The organism is Pseudomonas iridis (assembly GCF_017980685.1).
GTDB classification, from domain to species: domain Bacteria; phylum Pseudomonadota; class Gammaproteobacteria; order Pseudomonadales; family Pseudomonadaceae; genus Aquipseudomonas; species Aquipseudomonas iridis.
In genome coordinates, this window is sequence record NZ_JACXXO010000001.1 from 681,593 (window position 1) to 700,606 (window position 19,014).

A 19,014-nucleotide genomic window follows, 5' to 3' on the forward strand; every position below is an offset into this window, starting at 1 on the left:
CCCCATGCCTCGCTATACTTCCCGGCTTTTCCTGAATAAATGCCAATAGGGTCCCGCCGCGCATGGATAAGACCTACCAGCCGCACGCCATTGAAACTTCCTGGTACAACACCTGGGAGTCCGAGAACTACTTCGCACCGCAAGGCGCGGGCGATTCCTACACCATCATGATCCCGCCGCCGAACGTCACCGGCAGCCTGCACATGGGTCACGGTTTCAACAACGCGATCATGGATGCTCTGATCCGTTTCCGCCGCATGCAGGGTCGTAACACCCTGTGGCAGCCGGGCACCGACCACGCTGGTATCGCCACGCAGATGCTGGTGGAACGTCAACTCGAAGCCAAGGGCCAGAGCCGTCACGATCTCGGCCGCGAGAAATTCCTCGAGAAAATCTGGGAATGGAAAGATGAATCCGGTGGCAACATCAGCCGTCAGATCCGTCGCCTCGGCTCGTCCGTTGACTGGAGCCGCGAGCGCTTCACCATGGACGACGGTCTGTCCGAAGCGGTTAAAGAAGCGTTCGTGCGCCTGCACGAAGACGGTCTGATCTATCGCGGCAAGCGTCTGGTCAACTGGGACACCAAGCTGCACACGGCGATTTCCGACCTCGAAGTGGAAAACCACGACGAGAAAGGTTTCCTGTGGAACCTCAAGTACCCGTTGGCTGACGGCGCGAAAACCGCTGAAGGCAACGATTTCCTGATCGTCGCGACCACCCGTCCGGAAACCATGCTCGGCGACTCCGCCGTCGCGGTGAACCCGAACGACGAGCGCTACAAAGCCCTGATCGGCAAGTTTGTCGAGCTGCCACTGGTTGGCCGTCGCATCCCGATCATCGCCGACGATTACTGCGATCCAGAATTCGGCACCGGCTGCGTGAAAATCACCCCGGCCCACGATTTCAACGACTACGAAGTCGGCAAGCGCCACAACCTGCCGCTGCTGAACATCTTCGACAAAAATGCCCACGTACTGCCGGCCTGTCAGGTGTTCAACCTCGACGGCACGCTGAACGAGAGCATCGATGGCAAGATCCCGGCTGAATACGCCGGCCTCGATCGTTTCGAAGCGCGCAAGCAGATCGTTGCCGCGTTCGACGCCGCCGGCCTGCTGGTCAGCGTCGACGACCACGGCCTGAAAGTGCCGAAAGGCGACCGGTCCGGCACCATCATCGAGCCGTGGCTGACCGACCAGTGGTACGTGTCGACCAAGCCTTTGGCCGAGCCCGCGATTGCTGCTGTCGAAGACGGCCGCATCCAGTTCGTGCCGAAACAATACGAAAACATGTACTTCTCGTGGATGCGCGACATTCAGGATTGGTGCATCAGCCGTCAGTTGTGGTGGGGCCATCGGATTCCGGCCTGGTACGACGAGTCGGGCAAGGTCTACGTCGGTCGCGATGAAGCCGAAGTGCGTGCCAAGAACAACCTTGGCCCGGACGTTGCGCTGCAACAGGACAGCGACGTTCTCGACACCTGGTTCAGTTCGGGTCTGTGGACGTTCTCCACCCTCGGCTGGCCGGAAAAAACCGAGTTCCTGAAGAAATTCCACTCCACCGACGTGCTGGTCACCGGTTTCGACATCATTTTCTTCTGGGTCGCCCGGATGATCATGATGACCATGCACCTGGTGAAGAACGAAGACGGCACGCCGCAAGTGCCGTTCAAGACCGTTTACGTGCATGGTCTGGTGCGTGACGGCCAAGGCCAAAAGATGTCCAAGTCCAAGGGCAACGTCCTTGACCCGCTGGACATCATCGACGGCATCGACCTGGAAACACTGGTGCAGAAACGCACCTCGGGCCTGATGCAGCCGAAACTGGCGAAGAAGATCGAGAAGCAGACCCGCGACGAGTTCGCCGACGGCATCGCCAGCTATGGCACCGACGCCCTGCGCTTCACCTTCTGCTCGCTGGCGTCCACCGGTCGCGACATCAAGTTCGACATGGGCCGCGTCGAAGGCTATCGCAACTTCTGCAACAAGATCTGGAACGCCGCGCGTTATGTTCTGGACAAGGGCGAAGACTGCGGCCAGAACGGCGAAGCCTACGAACTGTCGCTGGCAGATCGCTGGATCATCTCGCAACTGCAGCGCACCGAAGCCGAAGTCACCCGTCAACTGGATCAGTTCCGTTTCGACCTTGCGGCGCAAGCGCTGTACGAGTTCATCTGGAACCAGTACTGCGACTGGTATCTGGAATTGTCCAAGCCTGTGCTGTGGGACGAAAACGCTCCGGTCGAGCGCCAGCGCGGCACTCGTCGCACGCTGGTTCGCGTACTGGAAGTGGCGCTGCGTCTGGCGCACCCGTTCATGCCGTTCATCACTGAAGAAATCTGGCAGCGCATTGCACCGCTGGCCGGTATTCAGGGCAAGACGATCATGCTGCAACCTTGGCCAGTGGCCAATGAAGAGCGCATCGATCCGGCTGCCGAGAGCGACATCGAGTGGCTCAAGGAGCTGATGCTCGGCACGCGTAACATCCGTGGCGAGATGAATATCGGCCCGGGCAAACCACTGCCGATCTACCTGAAAAACGTCAGCGCCGAAGACCAGCGCCGTTTGACCGAGAACGAAGCGCTGCTGAAGAAGCTGGCGCGTCTGGAGTCGATCACCGTCCTGGCCGCTGGCGAAGAAGCACCGCTGTCCGCCACCGCACTGGTCGGCGAGATGGAAGTGCTGGTGCCGATGGCCGGCCTGATCGACAAGGCTGCTGAACTGGCGCGCCTTGACAAGGAAATCCTGCGTCTGCAGGGCGAAGTCCAGCGCGTTGGCGGCAAGCTGTCCAACGCCGGTTTCGTCGACAAGGCCCCGGCCGAAGTCATCGAGAAGGAACGCGCCAAACTGGCCGAGGCTGAACAGGCCCTGGGCAAGCTGGCCGAGCAGCACGCGCGGATTGCCAGCCTGTAACGGTAAATCGCAATGAAAAAGGGAGGCCCGTAATGGCCTCCCTTTTTTATTTCTGCAACACGCCCCCTTCGGCAGCTCCTACATGGGTTCGGCGTATTCGACCTCAATGTGGGACAATACCCGCCACTTTCAGCCATACCCGAATCGACCACGCCCATGAACGCCCCCCGTACACCTCGCCCGCCGCGCAAGAAGCCTGATTCCGCCACCTCGGCCAAAGCCGTGGAACCGCGGGAAAAGGCCAGCCTGCACCCGCGCAATCGCCATCAGGGTCGTTACGACTTCCCGGCGCTGATCAAAACCACGCCGGAACTGGCAAAGTTCGTGATCACCAACCCGTACGGCAAGGAAAGCATCGACTTCGCCAGCCCCGACGCGGTGCGCGTGTTCAACCGTGCGCTGCTCAAGTCGTTCTATGGCATTCAGCATTGGGACATTCCGGCAGACTACCTCTGCCCTCCGGTTCCGGGCCGTGCCGATTACGTGCACTTTCTTGCGGACCTGCTGGCGAGCATGAACGAGGGCAAGGTGCCGCGCGGCGCGATCGTCAATGTGCTGGACATCGGCATGGGTGCCAACTGCGTGTATCCGCTGATCGGCAACAGTGAATACCGCTGGCATTTCCTCGGCTCGGAAATCGACCCGACGGCCGTTGCAGCGGCCAAGGCGATTGTCCAGTCGAACGACCTGAGCAAGGTCATCCAGCTGCGCCAGCAGGAGAATCGCAAGCACATCCTGATCGGCTTGCTGGAACCAGGCGAGCGTTTCGACCTGACCATGTGCAACCCGCCGTTCCATGCCTCGATGGACGAAGCGACCAAGGGCAGCGAGCGCAAATGGCGTGCACTGGGTAAAGCTGATCCGAAACGCAAGTTGCCGGTGCTGAACTTCGGCGGCCAGTCGGCAGAGCTGTGGTGCGAGGGAGGTGAAGCGCGCTTCGTGACGCAACTGATCGCCGAAAGCGCCAATTTCCAGCACAAGGTGCTGTGGTTCAGCACACTGGTGTCGAAAGCCTCCAACCTGCCGGCCATCGAAACCGCGCTGAAAAAGGCTGGCGTACTCGAAAGCCAGGTGGTGGAAATGTCTCAAGGGCAGAAACAGAGCCGTTTCGTGGCCTGGACCTTCCAGACCAAGTCCGAACAGCAGATCTGGCGTCGCGAGCGCTGGACGCGCTAAACATTGCATCGACCGACGCAGGTCGATTCTGCTCGCGAAGGCGGCGTGTCAGTCAACTTTAAATATCGACTGACCCACCGCTTTCGCGAGCAGGTTCGCTCCCACATGGGATCGGGCGGCATCGCCAAATCGCAGACACAAAAAAACCGTGCCCGGATCGCTCCGGTGCACGGTTTTTTATTGCTGCGTCTTACTTGTTCACAGCGTCGGTCAGGCCTTTGGCCACAACCAGCTTGATCACTTTCTTCGCAGGGATTTCGATGGCAGCGCCAGTCGAAGGGTTACGGCCAGTGCGGGCAGGACGCTCGGTCACTTTCAGCTTGCCGATACCTGGCAGAGTGATTTCGCCGCCGTTTTCCAGCTGATCGGCAACGATTTGGCCCAGTTGGTCCAGAGCGTTACGCGCGGTGGTTTTCGGCGCGTCGATAGCTTCAGCGATGTCGGCGATCAGTTGGTCTTTAGTAAGAGCCATGTAGTGTTCCTTCCCTATCAAATTCATATGGATTGCAGAGTGCAGTGTCAGCCATCGAGCCCGATCTTCTGGATCTGGCACCCTCGGCGATAACCGCGACGAGTCGGGTTATAGATACCGAAATCAGGGTTTGGTTCGACCTGACAAATGCTGATTGCACGCTTAACGCAGTGACTTCGCGTAAGACCGGGCAAAACTAGCACAGAGACAAGGAAATATCCGCCTCTAGCTACCCATTTGGTCAGCTTTATTGCTCTAAACCGGTAAAAAACTGCATAAGGGTCGCACAGGGCCCAGGAATTGCCCTTCACCCGGCGCCAAAACCAGTGATTGCGGTACACTGGGCGCTTTTTCGGGGGAGCCTGCCCTCCTCCCATCCAACAGCCGAGAAGCCCATGCCGATCCGTCATTGCATCGTCCACCTGATCGACAAAAAACCCGACGGCACGCCCGCAGTTCTGCACGCCCGTGATTCTGAACTGGCGGAGTCGGCGGCCATCGAGAACATGCTCGCCGACCTCAACGAGAGCTACAACGCCAAACAGGGCAAAGCCTGGGGTCTGTTCCATCCGGAATCTGGCGCGTTTCCGTTCAGTGGCTGGCTGAAGGAGTACATGGAAGGTGGCAGAGACTTCACCGCATTCAGCAAAGTGGCGGTCGAGCATCTGCAGAAGCTGATGGAAGAGTCGAACCTGTCGGTCGGTGGCCACGTGCTGTTCGCCCACTACCAGCAAGGCATGACCGACTACCTGGCCATCGCCCTGCTGCACCACAGCGAAGGCGTGGCCGTCACCGACTCGCTGGACGTGACCCCGTCGCGCCATCTCGACCTCGGCCAGCTTCACCTGGCCGCACGGATCAACGTTTCCGAGTGGCAGAACAACAAGCAGTCCAAGCAGTACATCTCGTTCATCAAAGGCAAAAACGGCAAGAAGGTTTCGGAATACTTCCGCGACTTCATCGGCTGCCAGGAAGGCGTCGACGGCCCGGGCGAGACCCGCACCCTGCTCAAGGCTTTCAGTGACTTCGTCGAGAGCGAAGACCTGCCGGAAGAGTCCGCTCGCGAGAAAACCAAGACGCTGGTCGATTACGCCAGCAGCCAGGCGAAACTCGGCGAGCCAATGGGCCTGGAAGAGCTCTCGGAGCTGATCGACGAAGAACGCCCGAAAGCCTTCTACGATCACATCCGCAACAAGGATTACGGCCTGTCGCCAGAGATACCGGCAGACAAACGCACCTTGAATCAATTCCGCCGCTTCACCGGTCGCGCCGAAGGTCTGTCGATCAGCTTTGAGGCACACCTGCTGGGCTCGACGATCGAGTACGACGAAGAGAACGGCACCCTGATGATCAAGGGCCTGCCAACCTCGCTGACCGATCAGCTGAAGCGCCGCAACTGATGCTCGGCAATGTGCTGAAGAAGGTCGCGCTGGTTCTGCTGGTGGTCGTGGTTTATCAGAACTGGGGCAAGATCGAGCGGGTGTTCAACCCGTCGCAGATGGTGGCTGAGCAGACGCGGGCGCAGGCTAATGTCGTGCTCTATGCCACAGACTGGTGCGGCTACTGCAAGCAGACCAAACGCTTTCTCGACAGCAAGGGGATTGCGTTCAAGGAATTCGACATCGAGAAGGATGCCGAGGCGCGCAAGGCGTACGAGGCACTGGGTGGGCGCGGAATTCCGCTGATCGATGTGAATGGCACGTTGATTCGCGGGTTTGATCCGGACGAGATACTCGCTGCATTGAAATAACAGCAAGATCAAAAGATCGCAGCCTGCGGCAGCTCCTACAGGTGCAGCATCAATCCCACTGTAGGAGCTGCCGCAGGCTGCGATCTTTTGCTTTTAGCGTGCTTCGATACGGAAACCGAACCGCGGAAAGTGCACATGCACCACGCCGCCACGCTCGTCTTCGCGACGCACGATCAGCTCCTCACGACCGGCAAACAGCAACTCACCCACCACCGGATCAACCCCGTAATCCGTCGCGGCAATTGCCACCTGCTGGCCTGCCTTGAATCCGTTCGGGTCAACAAACTGTTCATCCGGCAATGCCGCTGGCGTCGCATTGCGTGCAACCTCCAGCGCCTCCTCGGACGTCATTTCGCTCGCAGCGCCATGCCCGAAGCCCAACACACGTCCCAGCCACGCGACGACGGCTGGATACTCATCCACCAGAGGCGCTGTCACGTGGGTCGCCTTGAGAAACCACATCGGGTGCGCCAAAGCAAAGTCGGCAATCGATGGATCGCCGAACAGGAAGTCACCTTGCTCGCGCTGCAACTGCTGCTCCAGACGCGCCATGATCGTCGGCCATTGATGCTTGGCTTGCTCGGTAGACAAACGCGTAGCGCTGCCGCCACTGAACAGGCCGGCACGGTCGGCCATAAACGCCTTGATCGCTTCCGGCGGTAATTTGCCGAAACGCACGGCAACCGATTCCGGCTGGAACACCAGGCTGACGGCATGCTGGAACACCACCGAGTCCGCCCACGTCGCGAAGCTGGCGGTGGTCATCTCCTGACCTTCGGGGAAAAACGACGGCTGCGCCTTCTCTTGCTCCAGTCGGCGGGCGATCAACGAAGTGTCGCAATAGATGTCAGCGCCGATCTGCAACACTGGGGTTTTGCGATAACCACCGGTCAGGGCGGTCAGATCCGGTTTCGGCATTACCGGCGAGATATTCACCGAGCGCCAGGACAGACCTTTGAAGCCCAGCAGCAGACGGGCCTTCTCGGCAAATGGAGAGGTCGGGTAATGATGCAGAATCAACTCGGACATGCTCGGCTCCGCCGCTCAGAAAGTGAGTCGGCAGCTTAGCGCGCATTTACTTAGCAGCCTACAGATCTGGCTGATGGGAACCGATCAGTCAGATTGATAAGACGAGTGTGGCCCCCGAACGAAAAAAACCGCCTCAGCCGAAACCGAGGCGGTCGTTCTCACCTCAATAAACCTTACATAAAGTCATCGAAGTGATCTCGCAGGAATTCGTAAAAGCGAACCGCTTTAAACGATCTCCATACGAGGCTCAGAGTACGCAGCAATAGCTTCATACGTATTGGCCTCCAGTCGGGAGCCAAACCTCCAGCGCGCTTACCGGACCATGTACGCCTTCGGAATACACGCTAGCGTATCCAGTGAGGCGGCCGATTGAGACACCCTTCGAAAAATCATTCCGGCACGGGAGCAACTCCGTGTCAGAGGGCATGAAACCGTTACGCCAATCAGCCAAGCCTCACTAGCTGCACTGTCATGCGAGCGGATGGAGAGTAATCGCGTTTCAGAACCGCCGTTTAAACAAATCGATCTGAAATCGCGCTCTTCCAAAAATCGCCTCAGGCTTGCTCGATGGCAAAAAGACGAATAATCTTCACCCACGCTAGTGTATCCAGTGAGAACAGTAATCCCGGCCGCAAACCGAGGTTTACGAAAAAAACCGCCCCGCAAGGCGGCTTTTTTTTGCCTGCCATTTGCGTGGTAGTCGTCTCTATCCGCAAGGATTTCTACCACCCGACAGAATCTGATCAGTCAGATTGATAAGACGCGACCAGACACTCCTTCGCGCTCTTGCGCAGTTTTTTGATCAACCGCTCCTGCCGCAAGGCGTCGCTCTTGTCGCGACAAAGCTCGGTGTAAACCAGTGCCGTGGCCGGGCTGGACAGGAAGAAGCGCGCGCCTTTGCCGCTTTGGTGCTTGGCAAAACGGCGCGCGGGATCGTTGCTGATCCCGCAATACAACGAACCGTTGGCCGCGCGCACGAGGTAGACGAACCAGGACTTGCTCACTGGCTCGACAACATCGACAGATTTTTCGCTAAGGCTGGTCACTTCGGGATCAAGACGCGTAGGAAACAGGCCGCGATCTTATCAGCGACCGGCCTGAAATGCCTTCAGTCCCTTCAGCGCCTGGGCACGTACAGCGTTGCGCACCAGAGGCGTCCAGCCCAGCAGCAGACCTTTGAAACCCAAGGCCTGACGCGACCAGCGCCACAGATCGAAATGATCGTGGTGCTCGCAGATCTTGCCATCTCGGAACACGAAGCGTGCCTGGATATCGTTGACCACGACGTTGCCGGTCTGGCTGAACAAATACGTCGCCACCCAATGCGCGCCGCCGCTGCGCTCATCGGCGCGAACGTTGTCGAAAGTCAGCGAAAAGTCTTGGGCGCGGGTGGTGAGCATTCGCCACATGTCGCCAGCATCGCGCCCACGCAGCTCACCAAAGGCCGGGTCGCTGAACACCACATCGTCGGTGTAACACGCAGCCATGGCCTCGGCGTCGAGGCGCTGGAAAGCCTGATAGAAGCGGGTGATCAACGCAGCGTGGGCGTCACTCATGGGCAAACTCCAAGGAATGGACAGATTGCCAGCACGATAATCTGCACAGCGCGCAAACACTATCGGCATTCGTGCACCGAATACCATTAGCGTCTTCGTTCAGCACAAATCCTGTAGGAGCATTCGAGTGCAACGAGGCTGCGATCTTTTGATCCTGGTCTTTAAAATCACAATCAGAAGATCGCAGCGTGCCGCAGCGCCTACATGAATCAGATTTTTTCGCTTGTGACCTGCACGTACAACGTACGCCCGGCGCCGAGGCCCGCGATGATCGCCCCCGTGCCAATGATGCCGAAGATCCAGCCCACCGCATTCCAGCCGCCCGTCCAGTCATGCACTACGCCGACTGCAAACGGCCCCATCGACGCCAGCGTGTAGCCGAAACCCTGGGCCATGCTCGACAGGTTGGCTGCGACATGGGAGTCACGCGAACGCAGCACGATCAACGTCAGCGCCAGACTGAATGCACCGCCCTGCCCCAGACCGAGCAGAATCGCCCAGCCCCACAGGCCTTCGATCGGCGCATACAGACAACCGAACAGACCGCCGAGGGTCAGCGCCATCACCACCACGATCGCCAGACGCTGATCCTTGCCACGAGTCGCCAGCCACGGCGCCGCGAGTGAACTGGCGAGCTGAACGATCACCGAACCGGACAGTACCAGGCCGGCCTGGGTCGGCGTCAGACCGCGCCCAATCAGGATCGACGGCAACCAGCCGAACACGATGTAGGCCAGCGACGATTGCAGGCCCATGTACAAGGTCACCTGCCACGCCAGCGGATCACGCAACAGTCCGCGCACGCGATAAGCAACATTGTGCGCACCGTGTTTCTGGCCGACTTGTGGTAGCCAGAACACCGCAGCGACCAGCGCCGGAATCACCCAGAAACCCAGACCCACGGCCCAGCTGCTGCCGAAGTGTTCACTCAACGGTACGCTCGATCCCGCCGCCATCGCGGCACCGAGACACAGCGCCATGGTGTAAACGCCCGTCATGGCGCCGGCGTGTTTGGCGAAGTCGCGTTTGACGATGCCCGGCAGCAGCACGCCAATGATGCCGATACTGGCGCCGCCCAATACGCTGCCGGCAAACAGACCGATCTCACCGAAATTGCTGCGCAGGATAATCCCGCCTGCGAGGGTCAGGAGAATCCCCAACACCACTCGCTCGGCACCAAAACGCCGCGCCAGAATCGGCGCCAGCGGTGCAAACAGACCGAGGCACAGCACCGGCAACGTGGTCAGCAGACCCGCCTGAGCGGCAGACAGCCCGAGGCTTTTCGATACGTCGCTAAGCAGCGGCGCCAGGCTCGACAGCGCCGGACGCAGGTTCAGCGCCACCAGAATCAAGCCCAGCAGCAACAGCCATGGCCGGCGCACCAGCGGATGGCTTTGCTGTACTTGTTCGTCATCAGCCTCGGCATCGATCAGCAGCTCTTCGAGCTCTGCCGTGCGTTTCGGGGCTGTGGATATCTCGTTGCGGGGCATGGATTTCTCGGTTTCAAGGTTCATTGATCAACTGCCTCGATAAGGCTTTGGCCCGTTCCGGGTCGCGTTGTTCGACGGCATCGAGCAACTCGATGTGCAGGTCGAACACTTCCTGACGGCGCGGAACGATGTTCAGCGTCTGGCGCAATTGCGCGCCGACGATGCTGGAAAAATAGCGATACAGCTCGCTGAGCGTCGGGTTATGCGCGGCGTCGACCAAACGGCGGTGGAACACCAGATCGCAGGCGATGTAGGTGTCGAGATCGCCGTGGTAATGGCTGCCGCTTGTGCCGAGCGCTTCACGCAAGGCGACGAGGTCTTCATCGGTGCGGCGCAACGCCGCGAGGCCGATGGCCTCGACCTCAAGGATGTGCCGGGTTTCCCGCGCCTGTTCTAGCGAACAACGCGAGAGCGCCTTGAGGGTGTCCAGCGGATCAATCACCGCACGCAGATAACTACCGTCGCCCTGGCGAATTTCAATCAACCCGGAAAACGCCAACACGCGCATGGCTTCACGCACGGTGTTACGGCTGATGCCCAGCTCGGCGCACAGCTCGGGTTCGGTGGGCAATCGCTCGCCGACCTGCCAGGTGCCGCTGTTGATGCGCTGACGCAATTGATCCAGGGCCTGATCGACCAAGGACCGCTTAACAAGAGGAGAAATGTCTGACATAGGATTCGCCCTTTCATCCAATCATAGGATGAATTTTCCGACATGTTAGTCAGACCCGTGTAGGACGGCAACCACCTAGGGTCAATCGGAGGGAAATGAAGCGGGATTTTCGATTAGTCAAAATTACCCTTTAAGGGTAATTTCAGGGACAGGGTTTTGGTTTCTTATGGAGAAGAACACGCCCCATTACGACTTGGCGGTGATCAAGGCTGAGGTCCGGCGGCTTGGCAGACAAGCCTTCACCAAGACCGCGGAAAAAACCGGTCTGGATCTCGGTTTCAGTTTCACAGAGATGCGAGAGATCGTTTTCGAGTTGCAGAACAGGATGTTGTACAAATCGATGACCAGCTACGACGATCATCGAGTCTGGCAAGACGTGTATCACATCAACTCAAAAGACCTGGAGATTTACATCAAGGTGACCTACCGCCCCGGTGGCGGCCCACCGATAATCTCCTTCAAGGAGAAAAACCCATGAAAACCCGGCAATGTTTCAGCTGTGGTGCCCGTGAGGGAATGAGGCATTTTGAGGGGCGCGGCGAAACCCTGAGTGTCAAAGGCATGGAGCGCCGCGTGGATGATCTTTCTGGCTGGGAATGTCAGCAATGCGGGGAAGTCGAATGGGATGACGACACCGATAGTGCTGATCGCTATACACAAGCAGGTGATGAGTTAGTTATCGCTGCCCGGCAAATGATCGGTGTCGAGATGAAGCGCATACGGCGCAAATTACACCTGACGCAAAAAGAGACGGTGCAACTGCTGTCAGGTGGAGGCCATAACGCATTTTCCAGGTACGAGCGCGGTGAAGTATTACCACCCAAGGCGCTGATGTTGCTGATGCGACTGTTGGATCGTTACCCGTACTTGCTGACCGACGTGAAAACCCTGGGCGAAGGGGCAGACTTGCGCGGAGCGTTCAAATACACCGAGCACAAAGAACACGAAACCCTCACCGTATCCTGACCCCCAAAAAACAAACCCGGCACAAGGCCGGGTTCGTTTTACACATCAGCCATCAATGCAGAATCTGGCTCAGGAACAGCTTCGTCCGCTCATTCTGCGGATTATCGAAGAAGTCGTTCGGTGCCGCCTGCTCAACGATCTCGCCCTTGTCCATGAAAATCACGCGATTGGCCACGGTGCGGGCAAAGCCCATTTCGTGGGTTACGCAGAGCATGGTCATGCCGTCTTCGGCCAGACCGATCATGGTGTCGAGCACTTCTTTCACCATCTCAGGATCGAGCGCCGAAGTCGGTTCGTCGAACAGCATGATTTTCGGTTTCATGCACAGCGCGCGGGCGATTGCCACACGCTGTTGCTGACCGCCGGACAGTTGCCCCGGATACTTGTGCGCCTGCTCCGGAATGCGTACGCGCTCCAGGTAATGCATGGCGATTTCCTCGGCCTTGCGCTTGGGCATCTTGCGTACCCACATCGGCGCCAGGGTGCAGTTCTGCAAAATGGTCAGGTGCGGAAACAGGTTGAAATGCTGGAACACCATGCCGACTTCACGGCGGATCGCTTCGATCTGCTTGAGGTCGTTGGTCAGTTCCACGCCATCGACGACGATGCGGCCCTGCTGGTGTTCTTCCAGACGATTGAGGCAACGAATGGTGGTCGATTTGCCAGAACCCGACGGGCCGCACAGGACGATACGCTCGCCCTGTTTGACGTTGAGGTTGATGTCTTTCAGCACGTGGAACTGGCCATACCACTTGTTGACGCCCTGCATCTGAATAATGCCTTCAGGGCTCACAGGCTTTTTGATTGCTTCACTCATTACAGAACTCCTAACGCTTGTGGCCAGTGTCGAGCTTGCGTTCCAGATGCATGGAATAGCGCGACATACCAAAACAGAAAATCCAGAACACCAGGGCGGCAAACACGTAGCCTTCGGTGGCCATGCCCAGCCATTTCGGATCGGCAGCGGCTTGCTTGACGCTGTTGAGCAGGTCAAAGAGGCCGATGATGATCACCAGACTGGTGTCCTTGAACAGCGCGATGAAGGTGTTGACGATGCCGGGGATCACCATTTTCAGGGCTTGGGGCAGAATCACCAGGCCCATCGAACGCCAGTAGCCCAGGCCCATTGCAGCCGCCGCTTCGTACTGACCTTTAGGGATCGCTTGCAGACCGCCGCGCACCACTTCAGCCACGTAGGCCGACTGGAACAGGATCACGCCGATCAGCGCCCGCAGCAACTTGTCGAAGTTCATGCCTTCGGGCAGGAACAGCGGCAGCATTACCGAAGACATGAACAGCACCGTGATCAACGGCACGCCGCGCCAGAACTCGATGAAGGTCACGCAGACCACTCGAATCGCCGGCATGTTCGAACGTCGACCCAGCGCCAGCACGATGCCAAGCGGCAAGGCGCCAGCGATACCTACGGTGGCGATCACCAGAGTCAGCATCAAGCCGCCCCACTGGCTGGTCGCGACGGTTTGCAGGCCGAATACGCCGCCGTGCAGCAGGCACCAGGCGACAATCGGATAGATCACCAGAAAGCTCAGCCCGTACACCGCTTTACGCGGGAAGCGCGAGATGAACAGTGGCGCCACGCCGATCACTGCCAGCCACACGGTCAGGTCCACGCGCCAGCGCAGGCCGGTCGGGTAGTAGCCATACATGAACTGACCGAAGCGTTGCTGGATGAACACCCAGCAGGCGCCCTCCTTGGTGCAATCGGCCTGGGTGGTGCCGATCCAGTTGGCATCGATGATCGCCCACCCCAGAATCGGCGGAACGATCAGGTAGATCAGGTAGAACGCGAACAGCGTCAGCAAGGTGTTGAGCCAGCTGGAGAACATGTTCGCGCGCATCCATGCCACTACGCCGATGCTACTGCTCGGAGGGGGCATGTCGGGTTTGAAAGTATGAGTACTCATGCGCTTTTCCTTACCGCTCGATCAGCGCAATGCGCTTGTTGTACCAGTTCATCAGCAGGGAAATGCTGATACTGATCGCCAGGTACACGCTCATGGTGATCGCAATCACTTCGATCGCCTGACCGGTCTGGTTCAGCACGGTGCCGGCGAACAGCGAAACCATTTCCGGGTAACCGATACCGGCAGCCAGCGAGGAGTTCTTCGCCAGGTTCAGGTATTGGCTGGTCAGCGGCGGGATGATCACTCGCAGGGCCTGGGGAATGATCACCTTGCGCAGGGTCGGGCCTTCACGCAAACCGAGCGAACGGGCCGCTTCGGTCTGGCCGTGGCTGACCGACTTGATCCCCGAACGCACGATTTCGGCGATGAACGCCGCGGTGTAAACGGTCAGGGCCAGGGTCAAGGCCAGCAGTTCCGGGATAAGCACCCAGCCGCCAACGAAGTTGAAGCCCTTGAGCTCGGGCATTTCCCAGTGCAGTGGAGCGCCGAAGATCAGCGCGCACAAACTCGGGATCACCAGCAGCATCGCCAGACCCACCCAGAACTTGTGGAACGGCTCACCGGTCGCTTCGAAGCGCTTGTTGGCCCAGCGGCACATCAGCACGATGCCGACGATGGCCACCACAATACTGATCACGAATGCCCAGAAACCGTCAGCTGCCAGCGCGGCCGGCATGTTCAGGCCACGGCTGCTGACAAAGAAAGTGTCGCCGAAGTTGTGGCTGTTACGCGGTCCCGGCATGGTCAGGAACACCGCGAAGTACCAGAACAGGATTTGCAGCAGGGGCGGAATGTTGCGGAAGACTTCCACATACACGGTCGCCAGCTTGCTGATGATCCAGTTGGGCGAAAGACGCGCGACACCAATGATGAAGCCCAGCAGAGTCGCCAGGATCACGCCGATGATGGTCACCAGCAATGTATTGAGCAGACCGATCACAAACACGCGGGCATAGCTGTCCGCTTCGGTGTAGTCGATCAGGGTTTGAGCGATGCCGAACCCGGCACTGCGCTCCAGAAAGCTGAAGCCGGAGGTGATGCCCCGGTGTTCAAGGTTGGTTTGCGTGTTATCGAACAGGAACCAGCCCAGGGAGACGACGGCCACGATAGTGACAATCTGAAATACCCAGGCGCGCACTCGCGGATCGCTGAGGCTGAGCCTCTGCTTTGGTGCGCCGATTGAATTTTGCATGAAGTGCCCCGGAAAAAATGGAACAAGAACATCACCCGGCGGTTGGCCCGCCGGGTGATAGAACCATTAGCGCACTGGTGGTGCGTACTGAATGCCGCCGTTGTTCCACAGGGCGTTCAGGCCACGGTCGATTTCCAGCGGAGTGTTCTTGCCGAGGTTTTTCTCGAACACTTCACCGTAGTTGCCGACCTGCTTGACGATCTGCACGACCCAGTCCTTCGGCAGTTTCAGGTCTTTGCCGTATTCACCGTCAGCGCCGAGCATACGAGCGACGTCCGGATTCTTCGTGGACTTGGCTTCAGCTTCGACATTCTTCGAAGTGATGCCAGCCTCTTCAGCGTTGAGCATGGCGTAGCCAGTCCAGCGCACCACGGCCAGCCACTCGTCGTCGCCGTTACGCACGACTGGACCCAGTGGTTCCTTGGAAATGGTTTCCGGCAGAACCACGTAGTCCTTCGGCGAAGCCAGTTTGCTGCGCTGGGCGAACAGCTGGGATTTGTCGGAAGTCAGCACGTCGCAACGACCGGATTCCAGCGACTTGGCGCTTTCATCGGAGGTGTCGAAGGTGATTGGGGTGTACTTCAGACCGTTGCCGCGGAAGTAGTCGGAAACGTTGAGCTCGGTGGTAGTACCGGCCTGGATGCAGATGGTTGCGCCGTCCAGCTCTTTGGCACTTTTTACGCCCAGTTTGCTGTTTACCAGGAAGCCGATACCGTCGTAGTAGGTAATGAAGCCCGGGAATTTCAGGCCCATGCCCGCATCACGGGAGCTGGTCATGGTGGTGTTGCGCGACAGGATGTCGATCTCGCCGGACTGCAGCGCGGTGAAGCGCTCCTTGGCGTTCAACTGACTGAATTTGACCTTGGTTGCGTCGCCGAATACGGCAGCGGCTACTGCGCGGCAGAAGTCAGCGTCGATGCCGAGGATCTTGCCGGTAGCGTCCGGTACCGAGAAGCCCGGCAGACCGTCGCTCACACCACATTGCACGAAACCTTTCTTCTGCACGGCATCCAGGGTTGCACCCGCCTGAGCGAACCCGCTGACGCCGAGTACTGCTGCTGCAGTCACGATCGCCAGAGTGGATTTCAACATCTTCATTCAAACCTCCAGTTTTGCTCTTGTTGTGTCGGAGCTTGAGTCCAGTCGCACCCTTTTGAGGCGGTGTTGACCCTAATTGGCTTTTTATTGGGTCAACCGACGTAAAGACCTTCGCTATGAGTGTTTCAGGAGAAAATCCACATCATGGACAACTCACTTCTCACCAATTGGCCGAACGGGCTGTAGCCCTTTCATATTCGCTAAGCCCATGGCGGCCATTGGCGAACATCCATTACCGGATTCTTTGCATCCCATCGTCAGGCGTTCACTGATAGTGTTACCGCAAGACGCGAGATCGGTTGCACGCTTTAAGCCATAGCAAAGCCCGTACCACACCGGCCGCTGAAGCACATAAGCGACAGGTCAATAGCAAAACTTGTACCCTTGCGACATCTTCTTAACGGATCAACCGGGCGCGCACTTCAATCACGCACTCAATGAGAGCGCCCGCACATATTTGGAGCAGACATGACCGAGCCCTTGATTCTTCAGCCTGTTAAGCCCGCAGACGCCTGCGTGATCTGGCTGCACGGCCTCGGCGCCGACCGCTTTGACTTTCTGCCAGTCGCCGAGGCGTTGCAGGAAAGCCTGCTGAGCACACGCTTCGTACTGCCGCAGGCGCCGACCCGTCCAGTGACGATAAATGGCGGATATGCCATGCCGAGCTGGTACGACATCAAAGCCATGAGCCCGGCGCGCGCGATCGATCGTGATGAACTGGAAGCGTCGGCCGATCACGTCATTGAATTGATCGAAAACCAGCGCGCCAGCGGAATAGACGCCTCGCGGATTTTTCTCGCGGGTTTTTCCCAGGGTGGCGCCGTGGTTTATCACACCGCTTTTCTGAAATGGCAGGGGCCGTTGGGTGGCGTGATGGCGTTGTCGACGTATGCGCCAACATTCAGTGATGAACTGCAGTTATCTGCCAGTCAGCAACGAATTCCGGTGCTGTCATTGCACGGTCAGTTCGACAACGTGGTGCAAAACTCGATGGGCCGCACAGCTTATGAGTATCTGAAAGCCCATGGTGTCACCGTGACATGGCAGGAATACCCAATGGAACACGAAGTGTTACCCGAGGAAATTCGCGATATCGGCACCTGGCTGAGCGAGCGCCTGCGCTGATTCTGCGCACAACGTCTGCCCTTTGATCATCACACTACGCCGCGCCCGTTTCTTGCATTACACTGGCCGGCGTACATTCCTTAACCAATTGATGAGATGACCGTGCTCGAAGCACTCAAGAAAATGTTCGGTAAAAGCGAGGCTGAGCAGCTCGCGCCAGTTACCCGTGCGCCGTCGCACGCCCCCGGTCATCGCAACGATGCCCCGCAGGCCGACCGCCCCGCTCCCGCAGCGGCACCGAAGCAAGAACCGCAACCTGCACCGGCCGCGCCAGTCGCCGCCGAGCCTGCCCGCAGCGAAGCGCCAAAACCGCTCAAGCCGCGTCGCGAACCCAAGCCCAAGGCTCCGGTCATCCCGTGGAAACTCGAAGACTTCGTCGTCGAACCTCAGGAAGGCAAAACCCGCTTTCACGATTTCAAGCTCTCACCAGAACTGATGCACGCCATTCAGGATCTGGGCTTTCCTTATTGCACGCCGATCCAGGCACAGGTGCTGGGCTTCACCCTCGCCGGCAAAGACGCCATCGGCCGCGCCCAGACCGGTACCGGTAAAACCGCCGCGTTCCTGATCTCGATCATCACTCAGTTGTTGCAAACCCCGCCGCCGAAAGAACGCTACATGGGCGAACCCCGTGCGCTGATCATCGCGCCGACCCGTGAGCTGGTGGTGCAGATTGCAAAAGACGCTGCCGACCTGACCAAGTACACCGGCCTCAACGTGATGACGTTTGTCGGCGGCATGGATTTCGACAAGCAGCTCAAGCACCTTGAAGCGCGCCACTGCGACATCCTCGTTGCGACACCGGGCCGCCTGCTCGACTTCAACCAGCGCGGCGACGTGCATCTGGACATGGTCGAGGTGATGGTGCTGGACGAAGCCGACCGCATGCTCGACATGGGTTTCATCCCGCAGGTTCGGCAGATCATTCGCCAGACTCCGCCGAAAAGCGAACGTCAGACGCTGCTGTTCTCCGCGACTTTCACCGAAGACGTGATGAACCTCGCCAAGCAGTGGACCACCGACCCGTCGATCGTCGAGATCGAATCGCAGAACGTGGCCAACGAAAACGTCGAGCAGCACATCTTTGCCGTGGCCGCTGCCGACAAATACAAACTGCTCTTCAACCTGGTCAACGATAACGGCTGGGAGCGGGTGATCGTGTTTGCCAACCGCAAAGACGAAGTGCGCCGGATCGAAGAACGCCTGGTGCGTGATGGCATCAACGCCGCGCAACTGTCTGGCGACGTGCCGCAGCACAAGCGCATCAAGACGCTCGAAGGTTTCCGTGAAGGCAAGATTCGCGTACTGGTCGCCACCGACGTTGCCGGTCGCGGCATCCACATCGACGGCATCAGCCACGTCATCAACTTCACTCTGCCGGAAGTCCCGGACGATTACGTGCACCGCATCGGCCGTACCGGTCGTGCCGGCGCCGATGGCGTATCGATCAGCTTCGCCGGTGAAGACGACTCCTACCAGTTGCCGTCCATCGAAGAGAAGCTCGGCCGCAAGATCAGTTGTGAAACACCTCCCACGCATCTGTTGCGTGCAGTTGAGCGCAAGAGTCCAGAGTAAGTGACACGATAGAAAAGAAGCGCAGCCGGCAACGGACTGCGCTTTTTTTGTGCCCGGCTTTTTTTCCGGAGGATCTTG

Annotated in this window: 18 protein-coding genes; 8 read left to right on the plus strand and 10 right to left on the minus strand. The window is 58.6% G+C overall.

The features are described 5' to 3' along the window. Nucleotides 1-62 precede the first annotated feature (62 nt). Together IEQ42_RS03210 and rlmF are read left to right on the plus strand one after the other, a co-directional pair. Entirely contained in the window at nt 63-2,909 is a 2,847-nt protein-coding gene (locus tag IEQ42_RS03210; protein WP_210702526.1) for a valine--tRNA ligase, read from the plus strand. A 156-nt stretch (nt 2,910-3,065) separates the two neighbouring features. Then, nucleotides 3,066-4,085 (plus strand): 23S rRNA (adenine(1618)-N(6))-methyltransferase RlmF, encoded by a 1,020-nt coding sequence (gene rlmF / locus IEQ42_RS03215; protein ID WP_150597503.1) that lies wholly within the window; start codon nt 3,066-3,068, stop codon nt 4,083-4,085. Between the two features lie 190 nt (nt 4,086-4,275). Here the strand turns inward: rlmF and IEQ42_RS03220 are convergent, their stop codons facing one another. Next, on the minus strand, nt 4,276-4,557 hold the full coding sequence (locus IEQ42_RS03220; protein WP_003221909.1) for an HU family DNA-binding protein: 282 nt from the start codon (nt 4,555-4,557) through the stop codon (nt 4,276-4,278). Between the two features lie 395 nt (nt 4,558-4,952). Here IEQ42_RS03220 and yejK point away from each other — a divergent pair, with 395 nt between their 5' ends. Both yejK and IEQ42_RS03230 read left to right on the plus strand, forming a co-directional pair. Next, on the plus strand, nt 4,953-5,957 hold the full coding sequence (gene yejK / locus IEQ42_RS03225; protein ID WP_150594941.1) for a nucleoid-associated protein YejK: 1,005 nt from the start codon (nt 4,953-4,955) through the stop codon (nt 5,955-5,957). Further along, nucleotides 5,957-6,307 carry a glutaredoxin family protein gene (locus IEQ42_RS03230; protein WP_008083649.1) on the plus strand — a complete coding sequence of 117 codons (351 nt, stop codon included), beginning with the start codon at nt 5,957-5,959 and terminating at the stop codon, nt 6,305-6,307. The genes yejK and IEQ42_RS03230 overlap by 1 nt, the downstream gene beginning before the upstream one ends. 93 nt (nt 6,308-6,400) lie before the next feature. On the opposite strand, the gene IEQ42_RS03235 is transcribed toward IEQ42_RS03230, so the two are convergent. From IEQ42_RS03235 to IEQ42_RS03255, 5 genes are all read right to left on the minus strand, one after another. Next, the gene (locus tag IEQ42_RS03235; protein ID WP_210702527.1) at nt 6,401-7,336 is read right to left on the minus strand and encodes a glutathione S-transferase family protein; all 936 of its coding nucleotides are present in this window, start codon (nt 7,334-7,336) and stop codon (nt 6,401-6,403) included. Nucleotides 7,337-8,079: 743 nt separating this feature from the next. Beyond that, nucleotides 8,080-8,382, minus strand: a complete 303-nt coding sequence (locus tag IEQ42_RS03240) for a GIY-YIG nuclease family protein (protein WP_042557776.1) — start codon at nt 8,380-8,382, stop codon at nt 8,080-8,082. A gap of 39 nt (nt 8,383-8,421) precedes the next feature. Further along, nucleotides 8,422-8,892 (minus strand): nuclear transport factor 2 family protein, encoded by a 471-nt coding sequence (locus tag IEQ42_RS03245; RefSeq protein WP_210702528.1) that lies wholly within the window; start codon nt 8,890-8,892, stop codon nt 8,422-8,424. A gap of 209 nt (nt 8,893-9,101) precedes the next feature. Further along, nucleotides 9,102-10,406 carry a CynX/NimT family MFS transporter gene (locus tag IEQ42_RS03250; protein WP_210702529.1) on the minus strand — a complete coding sequence of 435 codons (1,305 nt, stop codon included), beginning with the start codon at nt 10,404-10,406 and terminating at the stop codon, nt 9,102-9,104. Next, on the minus strand, nt 10,396-11,055 hold the full coding sequence (locus IEQ42_RS03255) for a FadR/GntR family transcriptional regulator (protein ID WP_115146337.1): 660 nt from the start codon (nt 11,053-11,055) through the stop codon (nt 10,396-10,398). Before IEQ42_RS03255 ends, IEQ42_RS03250 begins: the two co-directional genes overlap by 11 nt. Before the next feature lie 166 nt (nt 11,056-11,221). Here IEQ42_RS03255 and IEQ42_RS03260 point away from each other — a divergent pair, with 166 nt between their 5' ends. Next, entirely contained in the window at nt 11,222-11,533 is a 312-nt protein-coding gene (locus IEQ42_RS03260; RefSeq protein ID WP_150603736.1) for a type II toxin-antitoxin system MqsR family toxin, read from the plus strand. Next, the gene (locus IEQ42_RS03265; RefSeq protein WP_210702530.1) at nt 11,530-12,021 is read left to right on the plus strand and encodes a type II TA system antitoxin MqsA family protein; all 492 of its coding nucleotides are present in this window, start codon (nt 11,530-11,532) and stop codon (nt 12,019-12,021) included. Before IEQ42_RS03260 ends, IEQ42_RS03265 begins: the two co-directional genes overlap by 4 nt. 52 nt (nt 12,022-12,073) lie before the next feature. On the opposite strand, the gene IEQ42_RS03270 is transcribed toward IEQ42_RS03265, so the two are convergent. The 4 genes from IEQ42_RS03270 to IEQ42_RS03285 all read right to left on the minus strand — a co-directional run bounded on the left by IEQ42_RS03270 (nt 12,074) and on the right by IEQ42_RS03285 (nt 16,236). Next, nucleotides 12,074-12,838, minus strand: coding sequence for an amino acid ABC transporter ATP-binding protein (locus tag IEQ42_RS03270; protein ID WP_007905492.1), 765 nt, complete (start codon nt 12,836-12,838; stop codon nt 12,074-12,076). A gap of 10 nt (nt 12,839-12,848) precedes the next feature. Beyond that, the gene (locus IEQ42_RS03275; RefSeq protein WP_150617206.1) at nt 12,849-13,946 is read right to left on the minus strand and encodes an amino acid ABC transporter permease; all 1,098 of its coding nucleotides are present in this window, start codon (nt 13,944-13,946) and stop codon (nt 12,849-12,851) included. 10 nt (nt 13,947-13,956) lie between these two features. Continuing rightward, nucleotides 13,957-15,138, minus strand: a complete 1,182-nt coding sequence (locus tag IEQ42_RS03280; RefSeq protein ID WP_210702531.1) for an amino acid ABC transporter permease — start codon at nt 15,136-15,138, stop codon at nt 13,957-13,959. A gap of 66 nt (nt 15,139-15,204) precedes the next feature. Then, nucleotides 15,205-16,236, minus strand: coding sequence for an amino acid ABC transporter substrate-binding protein (locus IEQ42_RS03285; protein WP_210702532.1), 1,032 nt, complete (start codon nt 16,234-16,236; stop codon nt 15,205-15,207). Between the two features lie 468 nt (nt 16,237-16,704). Here IEQ42_RS03285 and IEQ42_RS03290 point away from each other — a divergent pair, with 468 nt between their 5' ends. Both IEQ42_RS03290 and rhlB read left to right on the plus strand, forming a co-directional pair. Further along, complete coding sequence (locus tag IEQ42_RS03290; RefSeq protein WP_210702533.1) at nt 16,705-17,361, plus strand: alpha/beta hydrolase; 657 nt, start codon at nt 16,705-16,707, stop codon at nt 17,359-17,361. 96 nt (nt 17,362-17,457) lie between these two features. Beyond that, on the plus strand, nt 17,458-18,936 hold the full coding sequence (gene rhlB, locus IEQ42_RS03295) for an ATP-dependent RNA helicase RhlB (protein ID WP_210702534.1): 1,479 nt from the start codon (nt 17,458-17,460) through the stop codon (nt 18,934-18,936). Nucleotides 18,937-19,014: the final 78 nt, after the last annotated feature.